This window comes from Pedobacter petrophilus (assembly GCF_009674725.1).
Lineage (GTDB): Bacteria > Bacteroidota > Bacteroidia > Sphingobacteriales > Sphingobacteriaceae > Pedobacter > Pedobacter petrophilus.
Genome location: NZ_WKKH01000007.1, coordinates 147,531 through 164,749, shown reverse-complemented (window position 1 = coordinate 164,749; position 17,219 = coordinate 147,531). Strand labels below are relative to the sequence as shown.

Genomic DNA, 17,219 nt, shown 5'->3' with positions numbered 1-17,219 from the left:
AAAGTCTAAACCCCCACGTCATTGCGAGGTACAAAGCAATCTTAACACGATAGCAAGGCATCAATGGCAAATAAAAAATATTGATGTTGTTTTTATTTTACGCATTGTCATTCTGAGCTTGACGAAGAACTTGCACCATTTGTTTCGACAAGTTCAGAATGACAACTTATTAAATAACCCATTAAGAATAAACCACAATAAAGATGTCTAAAAATGCCTTAGTTTCTTTTAAAGGAACCAAGAATATAAATACGGAAATCCAATTAACCGGCTCGAAAAGCGAATGCAACAGAGCGCTGATTATAAGCGCTTTAAGTAAAAAATTAGTTCAGGTGAAAAATTTATCGAATGCTGCTGATACGGTAACACTTGATGGTATTTTAAATAAGCTGGGAGTTGAGAGCAATGAGTTGGGAGAAGACTCCAAACTGAAAACTGCAAGTTCCGAATTAGTCGATGTTGGTCCTGCCGGAACCGCCATGCGTTTCCTATCCGCTTACCTTTCGGCGAAAAACGGAAATTTCTTGTTGACTGGAACGGAAAGAATGAAACAACGCCCGATTGGAATTTTAGCGGAAGCTTTGAAAACAATTGGTGCCGATATTTCTTATGCAGAATCTGAAGGTTTTCCACCACTCAACATTACCGGACCATTCAATCAAAAAACGGCAGAAGTTAAAATCAAAGGTGATATCAGCAGTCAGTATATTTCAGCATTGCTGATGATTGCGCCTACGCTTCCGCAAGGATTAACTTTAGAAATCGAAGGGGAATTGACTTCTAAACCATATGTTGATATGACTTTAGATATGTTAGCAGAAGTGGGCATTCAACATTCATGGAATGGAAATACGATCACTATAGAACCACAACCTTTCGAAGCAGGTACATTGGTAGTTGAACCAGACTGGAGTGCTGCATCATATTGGTATAGCATCGCTGCTTTAGCTGAAGAGGCTGAAATCGCTTTACCAGCGCTAAAAGATAAGAGCTTGCAAGGCGATAGCCAGATTCAGAAGATTATGAAAATCTTCGGAATTGCAACAAATAAAACCGAGACAGGAATCTCCATCAGTAATCTGGGCTTGTCCTTAGATACCAATCAAGTTTTAGATTTAAAAACTTGTCCTGACTTAGCACAAACCATTGTTGTGATTGCTGCTGCTTTAGGCAAAAACATGTCATTTACAGGCTTAGAAACTTTAAAAATCAAAGAAACCGACCGCATTGCGGCTTTACAAAATGAACTGGCTAAAATTGGTGTTACCTTAACAGAAGATAATTTAGTCTATACTTTAAATACGGATGAACTTCATTTCCCTGAAAAAGTAACGATTAACACCTACGAGGATCACCGTATGGCCATGGCTTTCGCACCACTTGCCTTATTAATTAATGAAGTGGAAATTGAAGATATGCAGGTAGTCGAAAAATCTTATCCATTCTTTTGGGAAGATTTGAAGAAAGCGGGTTTTGAGGTAAGCGTTAAGTAGTATCAAGTAGCGAGAATCAAGTATCAAGTTTGGATGTAAAACATCTTCAATCATTCAAAATTCATCATTTAATTAATAATTTCAGTAGCGAGAATCAAATATCAAGTTTGGGTGTAGAAACATATTCAATCATTCAAATTCATCATTCAATCAATAATTTTCAGTAGCGAGAATCAAGTATCAAGTTTGGGTGTAGAAACATATTCAATCATTCAAAATTCATCATTCAATCATTAAAATATGGCAGGCAACTCATTCGGACAACTTTTTCGCATTACCACTTTTGGCGAATCTCATGGCGTAGCCATCGGCGTAATTATAGATGGCTGTCCGGCGCAATTGGATATCGACATGGATTTCATCCAGTCAGAATTGGATAAACGGAAACCAGGTCAGTCAAAAATTACTACTCAAAGAAAAGAAAGCGATACGGTTCAGATTTTATCTGGCATTTTTGAAGGGAAAAGTACCGGAACACCTATCGCCTTGCTTATTCCTAACGAAGACCAACGTTCAAAAGATTATGGTCATAATGTGGATGTATATCGCCCGAGTCATGCTGATTATGTGTATGATGCAAAATATGGCATCCGCGATCATCGTGGCGGCGGACGCTCATCTGCCCGCGAAACGGCTGCCCGTGTTGCAGCCGGTGCAATTGCAAAATTATTTTTGAAACAACAAGGCATTGAAATTTTTGCTCATGTTACTTCAGTTGGAACCATTGAAGCACCAAATTTAGAAAGTAACGATTTATCCGCTTTGCTAAATATCAGGGAAGAAAATATTGTTCGTTGTGCTGACCCTGCCACAGCACACGAAATGATTGAATTTATCGATTCCATAAGAAAAGACGGTGATACGGTTGGCGGGAAAATTGGCTGTGTAATTAAAGGTTGCCCGGCAGGTTTAGGTGAACCAGTTTTCGATAAATTACATGCAGATTTAGGCAAAGCAATGTTAAGCATCAATGCGGTTCATGGCTTTGAATATGGTTCCGGCTTTGCAGGAAGTGAACTAAGAGGATCACAACATAACGATATTCCTCAACCAAAAGCAGCCGATGCGAAAGTTTTTAAAACTACAACAAACTTTGCTGGCGGCATTTTAGGCGGCATTTCTAATGGAATGGATATCACTTTTAAAGTGGCATTTAAACCTGTTGCTACCATTATGCACAATCAGCAAACTATAAACGCAGCCGGAGAGGCATCTGAAATTAAAGGAAAAGGTCGCCATGATCCTTGTGTGGTACCAAGAGCCGTAGTGATTGTAGAAGCCATGGCAGCTTTGGTTTTAGCAGATCAATTTTTAAGAAATAAAGTGAGTGTAGTTTAGAAAATTTCGTTTTTTAGATTTGTCGAAGGTTATTTATTAACTTTCGACAAGTTAAAACCCTACCTGAATCATAATCAGGAAATTGCAATGCCTTATTAATTAGAAACACGACGAAATTTTCTATAAATTCGTGTTTTTAAATTATGAAATTCCTTCCCATCTTATTTTTATTTTTCAGTCTTTCTTCATTTGCGCAATCTTATTCAGTGCAAATTGCCAGGCACCGCGAAAGCTATAAACAAGACTTCATTAAAGAAAGTTATGCTCCGTTAAAGGAAGGCGACTTGCAGCATTTGCATTTTTACGATGCCGATAGTGCTTACAGGGTAACGGCAAATGTAGAAATTCTTCAGAATCAGCAGGTTTTTAAAATGCCCACTTATGATGGCACAAGTAAAGAATTTTATCGCTTTGCGAAAGTTACTTTTTCATTAAACGGAACCGCAATAACCATGATACTTTATAAGAGCATTGCTCTGGCAAGTAATCCCGCCTATAAAGACCTGCTTTTCCTTCCGTTTACTGATGAAACAAATACTAAAGCAACCTACGGTGGCGGAAGATATATTGATCTAAGTGCTAAAGAAATTAAAGACCAGAAAATAGAAATAGATTTTAATAAAGCATATAATCCATATTGTGCCTACAGCGATGGCTATCGCTGCCCCGTTCCACCAGAAGAAAATGATCTTCAACTTGAAGTGAAAGCCGGAGAAAAATTATACACCGGAGAAAAGAAGCATAAGCAATAATCAATATGCATCTTTTCTAATGATCAGTGTGTATTTTGAGTTCGCTCAAAAACAAAACGCAGTTAAATCTTTATTATAATAATTAAATAAATCTACCCAAATGCCATATAAATGCCTGGTTATTGATGATAATGAGATTGAAAGAGATGCCTTGGAAATGCATCTTTTAAAAATTTCAACTTTAGAAATTGTGGCAGTTTGCAAAGACGGAATCGAAGCCGCCGATGTGCTATCAAAAACTGAAATTGATATTGTATTCTCTGATATTGATATGCCCGAACTCTCAGGAATTGCCTTATTGAAAAGTTTCAAAAACCATCCGCTGTTCGTATTTATTACAGCGCATAGTGAATATGCTGTAGAAAGTTATGAAGTTGATGCGATTGATTTTGTGGTGAAACCCGCAACTTTCCCCAGAATTTTAAAGGCAGCAAACAAGGCGATAGAATACCTTGACCTTAAAAAGAAAGTGAGTACCGTAACTGAGCAAGTTCATGAAGTATCTACCAGTGATGACGATCATTTTTTCTTCAAAGAGACTAAAGGAATTTCCAAACTTAAATATAATGATGTTATTTATATAGAAAGCCTGGGTGATTTTTCCAAGCTATTTACGGTGAATGATATGCATATTATTCTGGTGAGTTTGAAAAATCTGGAAAAACAGCTGCCGAAAAAATCTTTTGCCAGGGTGCATAAGCAATACATCATTAACATCAATCATATCGTAACGCTGACCAATCACGAAGTACACATGGATCAAAATTTTATTGTGCCGATCAGTGCATCTAACCGTCAGGAGTTATTGGAAAGTGCTATCGATAAAAAGATTTTATCCAGATTTGTAAAAAATTAAATAACTAAACCTATTTATCTAATTTTCAGCACAATTCTTTCGGTAAGCTAATGGTAAATTTAGTTCCCAGAGGATGGTTTTTATCGGCATTGATTTTCCCATCCATAAGGCCGACGAAAGTTCTGCACAATAATAACCCAAGTCCTGTTCCCTTCTCTCTTTCTGTACCTGGCGTACTAATCGCAGTACTACTATAATCTAAATTATTAAAGTGTGCCAATTGGTCATCACTCAGGCCAATTCCATTATCAATAACCGCAATCTGGAGTTCCTTTTCCAGGCATTTCTCAGAGATCGTAATCAAACCGTTTCTCGGCGTAAACTTGGTTGCATTACTGATTAAATTGCGAATAATGAGCGAAAGCATGTTTGCATCTGCATAGCAAACTGTGTTTTCAGCAATGTTGTTTTTAACAGTTATCTGCTTCGCTTGTGCATGGTGATGAACTGAATTGATCACTTCATTTACCAGTTGATGTACATTTAGCGACTCTTTATAAGGATTGAAGCCTTGCATCTGACTTGCCGCCCAGTTCAGCAGATTTTCCATCATCGAGGAAGTATAGGTCAGGTTATTCTTCAAAGTTGCAGCATACCTTGTTAACTTTTCCTGCTCAATGTTTCCACCTTCCAGTAACTGGATGAAAGAGATCAGCGCATTAACCGGTGTCCTCATATCATGGCTCACTACACTGAAAATTTTATCTTTTACGCTATTCAATTGCTCTAATTCAGCTTTCTGAACATTGATTACCCGATTTAAACTTTTTGTTTTTCGTTGATTAAAATAGATCACACTTGCGATCAACAAAACGAACGCAATGCCGATGGTCAGGTAAACTTTAATTCGCCAATCGATCCTAATCTGTTGTTCCTGTTTAGATATTTGCTTATCACGTAGAGAGGTTTCGTACTTGTCCTGAAGTTTCGCCTGCTCAAATTTACTGGCTTGCATTTGCTGCCCAATCTCCAGCCCTAATTGTTTTTTCAAAAACGTAAGTCGCTGCAAACTCTTTTCCTGATCACTTAAGGCCAGTTCCTGCTTTTTTAAATACAACTGCTGTTGCTGTTGTTTTGCTAAAAGAACTTGCTTTTGAAGCTCAACATCCGTTATTTTTTGCTTATAAAGATAGTCTTTCTCCTTTAAGCCAAAGTCTAGCTGCATCTGCCTGCGGGTAATCTCCTTTTCTTTTTCTTCGTTAAAAATCTGGTCTTTTAAAATTACGTATTGCTTATAGAAACTAAGCGATTTATCATAATCCTTTAATGCCTCATATGTATCGCTTAATCCATGTGCCGCATTTTTTTTCCCATCTAAAAGATTAGATTCAAGTGCAATTTTGTAACTATCGGTAAAAAGAAGTAACGCATTTTTGTAATCGCCCTGCTTCTGATAGAATTTACCCAAAGCGTACAAGCAATCTACATAGCTTGATTGATCATCAAGATCTTTGCCAATCTGAGTGGCTTTTTGATAGGCTGCCAAAGCCAAATCATTTTGACCCATTTCGTTATAAATGTCTCCCAAACACTTCCGTACGGATGAAGTGATATTCCGGTCGTCTAAGAATTCAGCTATTTTTAAAGATTTTTGATAATGTTGCAAGGCTTGGTTTAACCGATCGCCGGGCGCAACATCCATCTTTTCTAATTCCGCGAGATTGGCTTCAAAATATGCTGATCCTATAAGTTCCTCTACCACTGCAACACCCCTCGACTTCGGATTTTCGCCGGCAAATATTTTAAGTGCCATCTGTAAATAAATCAGCGACTGGCTCTGGTTCCCCAGATCCTGATAGATGCTCGAAAGGTTAGTGTAACAACTTGCAATGCTGGGATAGTCTCCAAGTTGTTCATAAATTGCAATTGCCTTTTGATTAACTTCGAGGCATTTGGCATAATCCGGAAGGGTTGAATATAAAGCACCTAAATTCAGGTACATTCCGGCAATCATAGCCGAATTTTTGGCGATGTCGAAATCTGCAATCGCCAGATAATAATTTTCTTCTGCCTGGAGAATTGCCGTTTTACCATGAAAATAGCTGGCACGCCGAGAGAAAACATAAGCAGAAAAGTTTCTTAACTTAAGTTTTTGTGCGAGTGTGACTACCTGATTGGAATATTCTTCAAATTTCGCGATATTTCTTTGTTTCAGGTATTCCCTGTAAACTTTCTCAAGAATTACAACCTTTGCAGAATCATTTTGGGTGTGTGCCTGGTTGAGGATTAATAAGCTATCGAGCTTCCTGAATTTGGTATGATTCTGCGCGAAACTATCAATGCAAAAAAACAGAAATAATAGAAATGTGAAAAAGACAAACTTCCCTTTGATTCCTGTGATAAATCGCATTAAAGGCACAAGATTTTCCAAGACTTAACGATATTGGAAATGATGAAGTTCATAGCAGGCAATAATATAGCCTGAACGCCATTGATAGCGACTAACTGATACATACAAAAATGGGATAATAGTAGATAACGCTACTAAGATATTCATTTTACGATCAATTAAGTTATTAATTTTTAACCACAATGATCCCGTTTTTACTGAAGCTTACAATTTTGTTAAAACAGACTTAAAAAATGGGTGGGAATTTCGCTGGATGAGTCTCATGCATCATCCCATAAATGGTTTCAATAATATCATCTACAGATGGCTTGCTGAAATAATCACCGTCAGAACCGAACGGAGGACGATGAGGTTTAGCAGAAAGGGTTTTAGGCTTACCATCCAAAGTAAAATAACCGTTTTGATCTTCCAAAACTTTCTGCAGGATATAGGCTGATGCTCCTCCCGGAACGTCTTCATCTACGACCAATAGCTTATTGGTTTTGGCTAACGAACTGGCACAAACCTTATTCACATCAAAAGGTAACAGCGTTTGTGGATCTACGATTTCTACAGAGATGCCAAAATTTGCCAGTTCTTCTGCTGCTTCCTGCACCAATCTTAAGGTTGATCCATAAGAAACAACTGTAATATCTGAACCTTCTTCCAGCACTTCTGCTTTACCTAAAGGAACGGTAAAGTCGCCAACATTATTAGGAAGTTTCTCCTTCAGGCGGTAACCGTTTAAACATTCAATTACTACGGCCGGTTCATCCGCTCTGAACAAGGTATTGTACATCCCCGCTGCCTGGGTCATATTTCTGGGAACACATAAATGCATACCTCTCAGAGACCCTAACAACATACTGATCGGCGAACCTGAATGCCAAACGCCTTCTAAACGATGTCCGCGGGTTCTCACAATCACCGGTGCTTTCTGAATGCCTTTGGTCCTGTAAGACAGAGAAGCCAAATCATCGCTTAGCACATTTAACGCAAAGATCAAATAATCAAGGTATTGTATTTCAGCAATTGGTTTTAACCCCCTCATGGCCAGGCCTATCCCCTGCCCCATAATGGTCATTTCTCTGATTCCCGTATCGGTTACCCGGAGTTCACCAAATCTTGCCTGTAAGCCTGCGAAGCCCTGGTTAACATCACCAATATTTCCTAAATCTTCACCAAAAGCAACCAGGCGTTGATCTCTGGCAAAGTTTTCATTAAAACAGGCATTTAATACTTCTCTCCCATCAACCATTTTAGAGAGATCGTCATATTCGGCATCAACTACAGCGATTTTATCCGGACTTTCTACTCCATTGGTATGAAGCTTAGAATTATATCGATCAAAACTTAATTCTTCCTGATCCTTGTACCAGGTAAGCAAATCGTTTCGCTCCTGGCTGTTGAATTTTGCCGAAAGGCGAATGGCTTTCCGGGCAGCACTGAAGACCTCCCGGCGTTGCGCATCGGCCGTGGCCGAAAGTTGAGCAGCTATTTTCGCCAGTTCTGGCTGATGTTGAGCTAAAGCACTAATTAAATCGATCACCTTTTTTTGCTCTGGCTTGATGCTATCCAGAAATTCATTCCAGGCTTCTTTCTGTGCGTTACGCACAAATACCTTTGCTTTTTTCTCTGTATCTGCAATTTCCTCTTCTGTAGCAATGGCAGATTCCAACATCCACTCCCTCATTTTCAGCAGGCAATCGTATTCGCTTTCCCAGGTTAACCGGTCTTTAGATTTATACCTTTCGTGAGAGCCGGAGGTAGAATGCCCCTGAGGTTGGGTAAGTTCTGTTACATGAATAAAAACCGGAACATGCTCTTCCCTGCAAATGTGAATGGCTTTTTCATAAACTTCGCAAAGGGCAGGATAATCCCAGCCTTTTACTTTATAAATTTCATATCCAGGCTGATCTTTATCCCGCTGGAAACCTTTTAAAACTTCAGAAATATCTTCTTTTGTCGTTTGATATTTTGCTGGTACAGAAATGCCGTAAGCATCGTCCCAAATGGATATTGCCATAGGGATTTGCAATACGCCAGCGGCATTAATCGCCTCAAAAAAAACACCTTCGGATGTGGAAGCATTTCCAATAGTACCGAAAGCAACTTCATTCCCGTTAACAGAGAAATTCTTTAAATAATCGAGTTCTTTGTTATTTCTGAATAATTTTGATGCGTAAGCCAGGCCAACCAAACGAGCCATTTGCCCGCCCGTTGGTGAAATATCAGAGGAGCAGTTCTTAATCTGTGTTAAATCGTTCCAGCTTCCATCTTCATTTACCGATTTTGTAGCAAAATGGCAATTCATTTGTCTGCCCCCGGAGAAAGGATCTGCACCGTTTGTAGGGTTTGCATATAGTTGTGCAAAGAATTCTTTGATGGTTGAGATACCCGTAGCGAAAGCAAAGGTCTGATCCCGGTAATACCCTGATCGCCAGTCGCCTTTTTTAAATGCTTTAGCCATGGCAACCTGAGGAACCTCTTTACCATCACCAAAAATGCCAAATTTAGCCTTTCCCGTTAACACTTCCCTGCGGCCTAAAACGCTAGCTTGTCTGCTCTCATAGGCTATTTTATAATCATTCATTACGATCGTTTTGAAATCGTTGAATGTTAATTCAGAATCGTCAATAGAATTGGTTATAAATTTTTCATTCTGCATCATAATCAAATATTGGTTGTGGCAAATATATGCAAAATTAAAAGTTTGACTTTATCTTCAATTGTAAAATTATATATGGACAAATAAAATATAATTGGAATAGTTTTTGTTTTAAAATGAAATTGTTAAATTTGTTTTAAGAATTTAAGAAAAATAATTTCGCATATAACATGAAAAAGATCTTAGTATTATTCGCCTTCGTTTTGGGTTTCGGCCTGGTTGCCAATGCGCAATCAAAACCAGCAGATTTTAAATTTGAGTCGGAGACTCATGATTTCGGTAAAATTCCGATGGGTAAGCCAGTAACGTTCGATTTTAAATATACAAACGTTGGTGAGGAGCCTTTAATTATTACCAAAGCTGAAGCAAGTTGTGGTTGTACAGTTCCAAAATATACTTCTACCCCGCTTAAAAAAGGCGAAACTGGTGTAATCTCTGTAACTTTTAATGCAGCTGCCGGTCCATCTGCATTCTCTAAAGCAGTAACTTTAACTTCGAATGCAAAAACTCCTGTTAAAGTTCTTTATATTAAAGGAGAAACTGTAGCAGCAACATCAAAATAATTTCGATAAATAATATTTTTAAAGTCCCGATAATCATCGGGACTTTTTTATTTTTGTACCATGCCAAAGATTTCACAAAAGGGCGTGCAGATGCCTGCATCACCAATTAGAAAGTTAACTCCATACGCTGATCAAGCGAAAAAAGATGGTAAAAAAGTTTATCATTTAAATATCGGTCAGCCAGATATTGAAACTCCGGAAGGAATGCTCAACGCCATTAAAAATATAGACTTTAATGTTTGGGCCTATACCCCATCTGAAGGTACATTGGCCTACCGCCTTAAACTTGCAGAATACTATAATAAATTAGGTTACAACATTACCCCGGAAGATATCCTGGTAACTGTTGGTGGTTCGGAAGCCATTACCATTGCCATGCAAACCTGCGTGAACGAAGGTGATGAGATTATCATTCCAGAACCTTTTTATGCCAACTATAACGGGTTCGCCTGCATGAGTAATGTAGTGGTTAAGCCGATTTTATCGGTAATTGAAAATGGATTTGCACTTCCCCCAATCGCTGAATTTGAAAAGCTGATTACAGATAAAACAAAGGCGATTATCATTTGTAATCCAAATAACCCCACAGGTTACCTGTATTCACGAGCGGAATTAGAGGCTTTGAAAACGCTTTGCAAAAAATACGATTTGTTTTTATTTTCAGATGAAGCTTACCGTGAATTCTGCTATGATGGTCGTGAGTTTATTTCGCCAATGCACTTAGATGGCCTGGAAGAAAATGTAGTGATTATGGACACTGTTTCTAAACGCTATAGCGCTTGTGGCGCCAGGTTAGGTTGTTTAATCACTAAAAATAAGGAGGTAATTGCTTCAGGGTTGAAATTTGCACAGGCGAGGTTAAGCCCTGGAATGGTGGAACAGATTGCGGGTGCTGCTGCTGTTGATACACCAGACAGTTATTTTGAACAGGTAAATACAGAATATACATTACGACGTGATACTTTAGTAGGACGGTTGAATAACATTGAAGGCGTTTTCTGCCCCAATCCTGGTGGTGCATTTTATGTGGTTGCTAAATTCCCGATCGACGATTCCGACCGCTTCTGCCAGTGGATTTTAGAAGATTTTGCGCATGAGAACCAAACGGTAATGATGGCTCCCGCTACTGGATTTTACTCCACTAAAGGCTCGGGTAAACAAGAAGTTAGGATGGCTTATGTATTGAATACAAGTGATCTAAATGCGGCCATGGATTGTTTAGAAATTGCTTTGAAGGAATATCCCGGAAGAACAAAATAGCATCCGGTTGGCAGTTCTCAGTTGGAATTTCCCATTTAAATTTGATAGTTTTCAGTTTGACATTCTTTAATTTAAGATGCCAAATATTAGTTCACAGCTATTATTTGGCATTTTTTTTGTACATTTGTCGTTCAGTTTTACTCGATACTCGATACTCGATACTCGATACTCGATACTCGATACTCGATACTCGATACTTAAAACTAAAACTGGGGCCGTTCTTGGATTTGACAGGGTGGCGAAGGTTATGTTAGCATGCAGTGCGTTGTTCGGAGAGCACTTAAAGTGAACGATCACATTTTAGTTGGCGAAAACACTTACGCCTTAGCTGCTTAGTTTAGAACTAAATAGCTTTTGTCCCTCTAACTGTTGCATTGTTGGGTTAGAAACCGGGGCATCGAAACAACAAAGCTGGCTTCAAGTAGATACGACTTGAAGTGAGATAAAGTATCTAAGGTTATAAACAAGGTCGGTTTTCAGCCCGTTTATAGTTCGAAAATTAATTGAAAAATAAGCATGTAGAAGATATAATTTATCTCACAACTGGACAAGGGTTCGACTCCCTTCGGCTCCACAAAATCAGCATCAATAGCCTGCAAATCAATAATTTGCAGGCTATTTTTTTTTAGATTTTAAGGCTTTTTTACCTGAATATCAACTATACTATATAAAATAACTAAAGAATCAAGTACATAGATTTTAGTCCGGGAATCATCATTATTATTGAACACACTTATTGGAGAAATTTCAACTTCAGCTTTAAACATTATATTAGCGGTTAATTATCTTTATAGCATCAATTCATTACTTACAGATGAAGCAGCTCATTCTGGCGATAACTATACTCTTTTTTAGAATTTCATTTGCAAATGCTCAGGATTTTGTGTTTTCGCCAATTGATGTGATGCAAGGATTGAGCGACAATCAGATTCGTTATATTCTACAATTGCCCGATGGAAGAATGGTTTTTAAAACAAGCGGTAATATCAATATTTATGATGGCGCTCGCTTTAGATATATTCACCAAGGCATTCAAAGTATATATCCTTTAGGTACCTATAAGGGTCACTATCGTATTTATCAAAGCGATGATGCGAGGCTTTGGATAAAAGACGATCACAAATTAATGTGTGTTGACCTCCGTACGGAGAAATACATCACGAATTTGAATTTATATTTCAAGAAAAAAGGTTTCAAACGATCTGTTGACGACATTTTTCTGGATGCCAGGCAACGTTTATGGATACTTGCAGCCAATAGGCTTTCGACGATCGACCAACGTATATCACTTCAAATACCAGCCACCGAAGGAGAACTTCAGGATTTAACATCTGAAAAAGACAGTCTGTATCTTTTCTATAATACGGGTAAAGTGGTATGCTATGATCTCAAAAGCAAAAAAAAACTTTACAGCGCTGCAGCTTATCCAGCAGATCAACAAAAAGTTTTCAAGAGCACCTCATTGGTTGTAAAAGCAAAAGATGGATTTTATCAACTCCGGAATGGCAGCATGGGTGGGTGTTTCTTCTTTGATATTCAGAAAAGGGGCTGGAAGAAAATCATGGAAACCCACTATGCGCTTAACACCCTGGTAGTAGATACTAACGGAAGAGTAGCCATTAGTTCTGCTAAAGGCATTTGGATTATTGATGGCTATGGACGTGAGCAGCGCTACTTTCCAACATTGAAAAAAGCAGACGGAGGCACTTTGAATACAGAAGTGAGTACAATATTTTATGATAAGCAGGGTGGTTTGTGGCTGGGAACTTTAAACCAGGGTCTGTTTTACTATCATCAAACAAGATATTTGTTTACCAATATTGGCAGGCAATATTTTTCAACATCTTTAACCAGTGATGTTATTGTGCAAGCATTTGCACAAGACGATGCAGGATATATTTATATTCAAAGCCAATCGGGGATATATCAATATCATCCGGCTCATAAAAATGGTATTAAACTAAAACCTGTTGATTTTCACGCTATACCAGGAGTAATATTAGATCAGCTCAATCAAAATCATTCTGCTTCGTCTTTTTTTGGTGATAACCAAACCTCGAAACTCACTGATATTCGCGGCTGGGTTTGGACGGGTACTTATGACGGACTAAAAGTCTTTGATCCAGTCAGCCGTAAAGAAAGAATTTTCTATGCCAGGGACGGGTTATCTAATAACTTTATAAAAGCTATTCTTCAGGATCGCTTCCATAATATTTGGGTAACTACAAGTTATGGAATAAATAAGGTGCAGATTGATCCAAGAAATGCACAAATACACTTTACCAGTTTCCGGTCTGATGCCGGAACATTGGATGGTGAATATACTAACGGTGCAGCTTTCGAATCAACCGACGGTACACTCTATTTCGGAGGGATCAACGGCTTTAGCGTTTTGAACTTTAATTCTGTTAAACCCAACAAGCAGCCCCTGAAAGCAATATTGATAAATCTTTTTTTAAGAGGAGAAAAGATCGAAACAGGAAACAAATACGATAAACGCATCATTTTGAAAGAAAGTACACCCTACACCAAATCCATCGAACTTTCTTATGATCAAAATTTCGTTTCGTTCGAGTTTTCTGCCCTAAACTATCAAAATCCAACCCAAACCTATTACCGGTACCAGCTGGAAGGCATCGATAGAGGCTGGAAAGAAACATCAAGCGGGCAGGAAAATGAAAGGTTAACTACGGCTGGTATTCTCGAAGCATCTTATACGAACCTTCCTCCCGGCAATTACAAACTTAGGGTGATGGCTTCAAACAATCGAATTTGGGATGGACCTGTTACCGAAATATACCTAAGTATTCTTCCTCCGTGGTGGAAAACAAATACGTCCTACATCATGTTTACTACCTTAGGTATTTTTATAGTTCTAACTGTTATATCCATCTATGTAAAATTAACTACAAAAAAACTCAGCCAAAATCACCGGGAACAAATTTTATTACTCAGAATCCGGAATTTGGTTGAACAGCAAAATATCCTGCAGACGGAAAAAGGAAGTGATCACGTTCAGCCACGTCCAGGTATTATACTTGAAGAAGACACCAATTACCATAACAAGGCTGAGGCCATATTTCTGGCAAGAGCAATGGAACAGGTTGAAAAAAATCTTGAAGTGCCAAACTATTCTGTAGTGCAGCTTAGCCGCGATCTTAACATGGACCGAACCGGCCTATATCGTAAATTAATTACCTTACTGGATAAATCTCCGTCGCTATTTATTCGGAATATCAGGCTTGAAAAAGCGGCATCTTTGCTACTTGACGGAACGTTCAGCATTTCTGAAATTACTGAAAAAGTAGGTTTTAGCAGTGCCAGTTATTTCAGCAAATGTTTTCAGGAAGTATACGGCTGCAAACCTTCAGAATACGCAGAAAAAGCAAAAAAATCAACCTGATTGCTATTTGTTTCAACGTGATTATTATCTATCTGAAGTTGCTCTGGCGTATTTTTGCGTACTTCAATATCATAATTATGACATTTCACAATAGAACCATGTTGATGTTCGCCATTGCATTATTAATGGTATCCGCCAGGGGAAGCGCACAAGTAGTCCAGCAAACCAAACAGGGATTAAAATTTTCAGCGCAGAAATTGGATATTCAAATCGAATTTTATTCTAACAATATTATTCGGATATTCAAAACCCCTGCTGGCATCCCCTATACTAAAAAAAGTCTTTCGGTAGTTAAAACTGCACAGCCTACGGTGGTGACCTTTTCAAAAAAAGGAAAAAATAGCCTGGTGAAGAGCAGTGAGGTACAAGTGGAGGTAAATCCTGAAACGGGCGGCATTATTTTCTATGATTCATCAGGTAATCTATTACTCAAAGATAAAGATTACGGAACTCAATTTTCGTTGGTAGAGGATGCAGGAACTAACTTGTACAAAGTGAGAAATGGTTTTTTACTAGATAAAAAGGAAGCGATTTATGGCATAGGACAAGTATTGGATAATAAGTTTAATCGCCGCAATTCTTCTCATCACATGCAAAATGAAAACATGTCTACCTATTCACCTTATTTTCAATCCATTAAAGGGTATGCCGTATTCTGGGACAATTATTCCATCTCAGAATTTAAAGATAATCCGCAGGAATTATCTTTTGAAGGATTGGGACATTGTTCTGATTATTATTTTATGTATGGAAAGCATGCAGATGGTGTGATCTCGCAAGTGCGTGACCTTACCGGAAAAGCGCCAATGTTGCCTTTGTGGGCTTATGGTTTTTTCCAGAGTAAAGAACGCTACCATACACAAGACGAAAGTTTAAGCGTGCTAAAAAAGTACCGTGAACTGAAAGTGCCTTTGGATGTTGTTATACAGGATTGGCGCTACTGGCCGGAATATAACAAATCTGATAGTGCGTGGAATTCGCAGCTTTTTGATGCAGAAAGATTTCCTGATCCAAAAAAGTGGGTTAATGAGATACATCAGCTTAATGCAAAACTATTAATTGTAACCTGGCCGGGATTTGGACCAAAAACTGAACAGCGCAAAGAATTCGACAGCAAAAAAATGATCATCAATTTTGATACCTGGCCTCCAAATAGCGGAGCAAGGCCTTACGACGTATTTAACCCAGAAGCGCTGGATATTTACTGGCGTTATCTAAACAAAGGCATTTTTAGCTATATTGGAAATGATGGCTGGTGGCTGGATTCAACTGAGCCCGACCATATAAACATCAAAAAGACAGACTTTAATCTCCCCACTTATTTAGGCAGCTACGGCAGTGTAAAAAATGCATATAGTTTAATGCATAATAAGGGCATTGCAACTCATCAACGCGCGGTGAACGACAATAAACGTGGCGTAATTTTAACCAGGTCTGGCTTTATTGGTCAACAACGCTATGGCTCCAATACCTGGAGCGGCGATGTAGGTTCAACATGGGATATGCTTGAAAAACAGATTCCTGCTGCACTGAATTACACCTTAATGGGAATTCCAAACTGGAACAGCGATATTGGTGGTTTTTTCGCAGGGAGATGGAAAGATGGCGGAGGTAATAAGAACCCAGAGTTTCAGGAGTTATATGTCCGTTGGATGCAGTTCGGAACTTTTAGTCCGATGATGCGCTCCCATGGAACAGATCTTCCCCGTGAAATCTGGAACTTTGGCGATCGTGGAACCTGGTGTTTCGATGCACAAGAAAAATTCATTAATTTACGATACAAACTCCTCCCCTACATTTACAGTACCTCCTGGGATGTAAGCCATAATGACGGTACATTCATGCGTCCTTTGATGATGGATTTTGCCAAAGACGCTAAAACGCACGAAATAGGAAACGAGTATCTGTTCGGACGTTCAATTTTAGTTGCCCCGGTTACAAAATATAAAGCAAAGACATGGCCGGTTTACTTGCCAGAGGGATCTAATTGGTATAACTTCTGGACTAACGAATACCTCCAGGGTGGACAAGTAGCAATTACAGAAACGCCGATAGATATTGTTCCGCTTTTTGTAAAATCGGGATCCATCATTCCGTTTGGTCCGAAAGTACAATATTCAACAGAAAAAAGGTGGGATAATCTTGAAATACGCGTTTACCCGGGAACAGATGGAGAATTTGTGCTTTACGAGGATGAGAACGATAACTATAACTACGAAAAAGGCAAATATTCTACCATAACTTTTAAATGGGACGACAGGCTTAAAACGCTTCACATCCAAGCGCGGGAAGGAAACTTTTCAGGTATGCTGACAACCAGAAAATTTAATATTAATGTAATTAACCCGAACCAAAAGCTAAAAGATAAGCATGTAAACCCTACAAAAGAAATTTCTTATAACGGAAAAAAAATAGAGCTGAAATTTTAATTAGATATTGAAAACGCCTTTAGTATCATTATCGAACGACTGCAAAAATTTAGTCAATTACTTACTCTAATGAACAAGATATCTGGTTCGTATCCGGATGATTAGGAAGAACAACTTATCGATTGGTT

The 17,219-nt window shown here is 38.5% G+C and carries 10 protein-coding genes and 1 other RNA gene; 9 read left to right on the top strand and 2 right to left on the bottom strand.

Annotated features, from left to right (window positions below; translation table 11 throughout):
- The first annotated feature begins 203 nt into the window (after positions 1–203).
- The 4 genes from aroA (at position 204) to GJU39_RS06825 (ending at position 4,439) form a co-directional block, all read left to right on the top strand.
- A complete protein-coding gene (gene aroA / locus GJU39_RS06840) occupies positions 204–1,493 on the top strand; it encodes a 3-phosphoshikimate 1-carboxyvinyltransferase (protein WP_154279963.1) in 1,290 nt (429 codons plus the stop codon).
- A 240-nt stretch (positions 1,494–1,733) separates the two neighbouring features.
- Positions 1,734–2,831: a chorismate synthase gene (gene aroC / locus GJU39_RS06835; protein WP_154279961.1), complete on the top strand. Its 1,098-nt coding sequence runs from the start codon at positions 1,734–1,736 to the stop codon at positions 2,829–2,831.
- Between the two features lie 143 nt (positions 2,832–2,974).
- Positions 2,975–3,583: a DUF1684 domain-containing protein gene (locus GJU39_RS06830; protein WP_154279959.1), complete on the top strand. Its 609-nt coding sequence runs from the start codon at positions 2,975–2,977 to the stop codon at positions 3,581–3,583.
- 100 nt (positions 3,584–3,683) lie between these two features.
- Entirely contained in the window at positions 3,684–4,439 is a 756-nt protein-coding gene (locus GJU39_RS06825) for a LytR/AlgR family response regulator transcription factor (protein WP_154279958.1), read from the top strand.
- A 25-nt stretch (positions 4,440–4,464) separates the two neighbouring features.
- On the opposite strand, the gene GJU39_RS06820 is transcribed toward GJU39_RS06825, so the two are convergent.
- Positions 4,465–6,789 carry a tetratricopeptide repeat-containing sensor histidine kinase gene (locus tag GJU39_RS06820; RefSeq protein ID WP_154279956.1) on the bottom strand — a complete coding sequence of 775 codons (2,325 nt, stop codon included), beginning with the start codon at positions 6,787–6,789 and terminating at the stop codon, positions 4,465–4,467.
- A 226-nt stretch (positions 6,790–7,015) separates the two neighbouring features.
- Complete coding sequence (locus GJU39_RS06815; RefSeq protein ID WP_154279954.1) at positions 7,016–9,439, bottom strand: alpha-ketoacid dehydrogenase subunit alpha/beta; 2,424 nt, start codon at positions 9,437–9,439, stop codon at positions 7,016–7,018.
- A 167-nt stretch (positions 9,440–9,606) separates the two neighbouring features.
- On the opposite strand from GJU39_RS06815, the gene GJU39_RS06810 reads away from it, so the two are divergent.
- The 5 genes from GJU39_RS06810 to GJU39_RS06790 all read left to right on the top strand — a co-directional run bounded on the left by GJU39_RS06810 (position 9,607) and on the right by GJU39_RS06790 (position 17,091).
- Positions 9,607–9,999: a DUF1573 domain-containing protein gene (locus tag GJU39_RS06810; RefSeq protein ID WP_154279952.1), complete on the top strand. Its 393-nt coding sequence runs from the start codon at positions 9,607–9,609 to the stop codon at positions 9,997–9,999.
- A 60-nt stretch (positions 10,000–10,059) separates the two neighbouring features.
- Positions 10,060–11,259: a pyridoxal phosphate-dependent aminotransferase gene (locus GJU39_RS06805; RefSeq protein WP_154279950.1), complete on the top strand. Its 1,200-nt coding sequence runs from the start codon at positions 10,060–10,062 to the stop codon at positions 11,257–11,259.
- A gap of 211 nt (positions 11,260–11,470) precedes the next feature.
- Positions 11,471–11,836: a transfer-messenger RNA gene (ssrA, locus tag GJU39_RS06800) on the top strand.
- Between the two features lie 237 nt (positions 11,837–12,073).
- On the top strand, positions 12,074–14,662 hold the full coding sequence (locus GJU39_RS06795; RefSeq protein WP_154279948.1) for a helix-turn-helix domain-containing protein: 2,589 nt from the start codon (positions 12,074–12,076) through the stop codon (positions 14,660–14,662).
- Between the two features lie 77 nt (positions 14,663–14,739).
- Entirely contained in the window at positions 14,740–17,091 is a 2,352-nt protein-coding gene (locus tag GJU39_RS06790) for a glycoside hydrolase family 31 protein (protein ID WP_209437600.1), read from the top strand.
- Positions 17,092–17,219 lie beyond the last annotated feature (128 nt).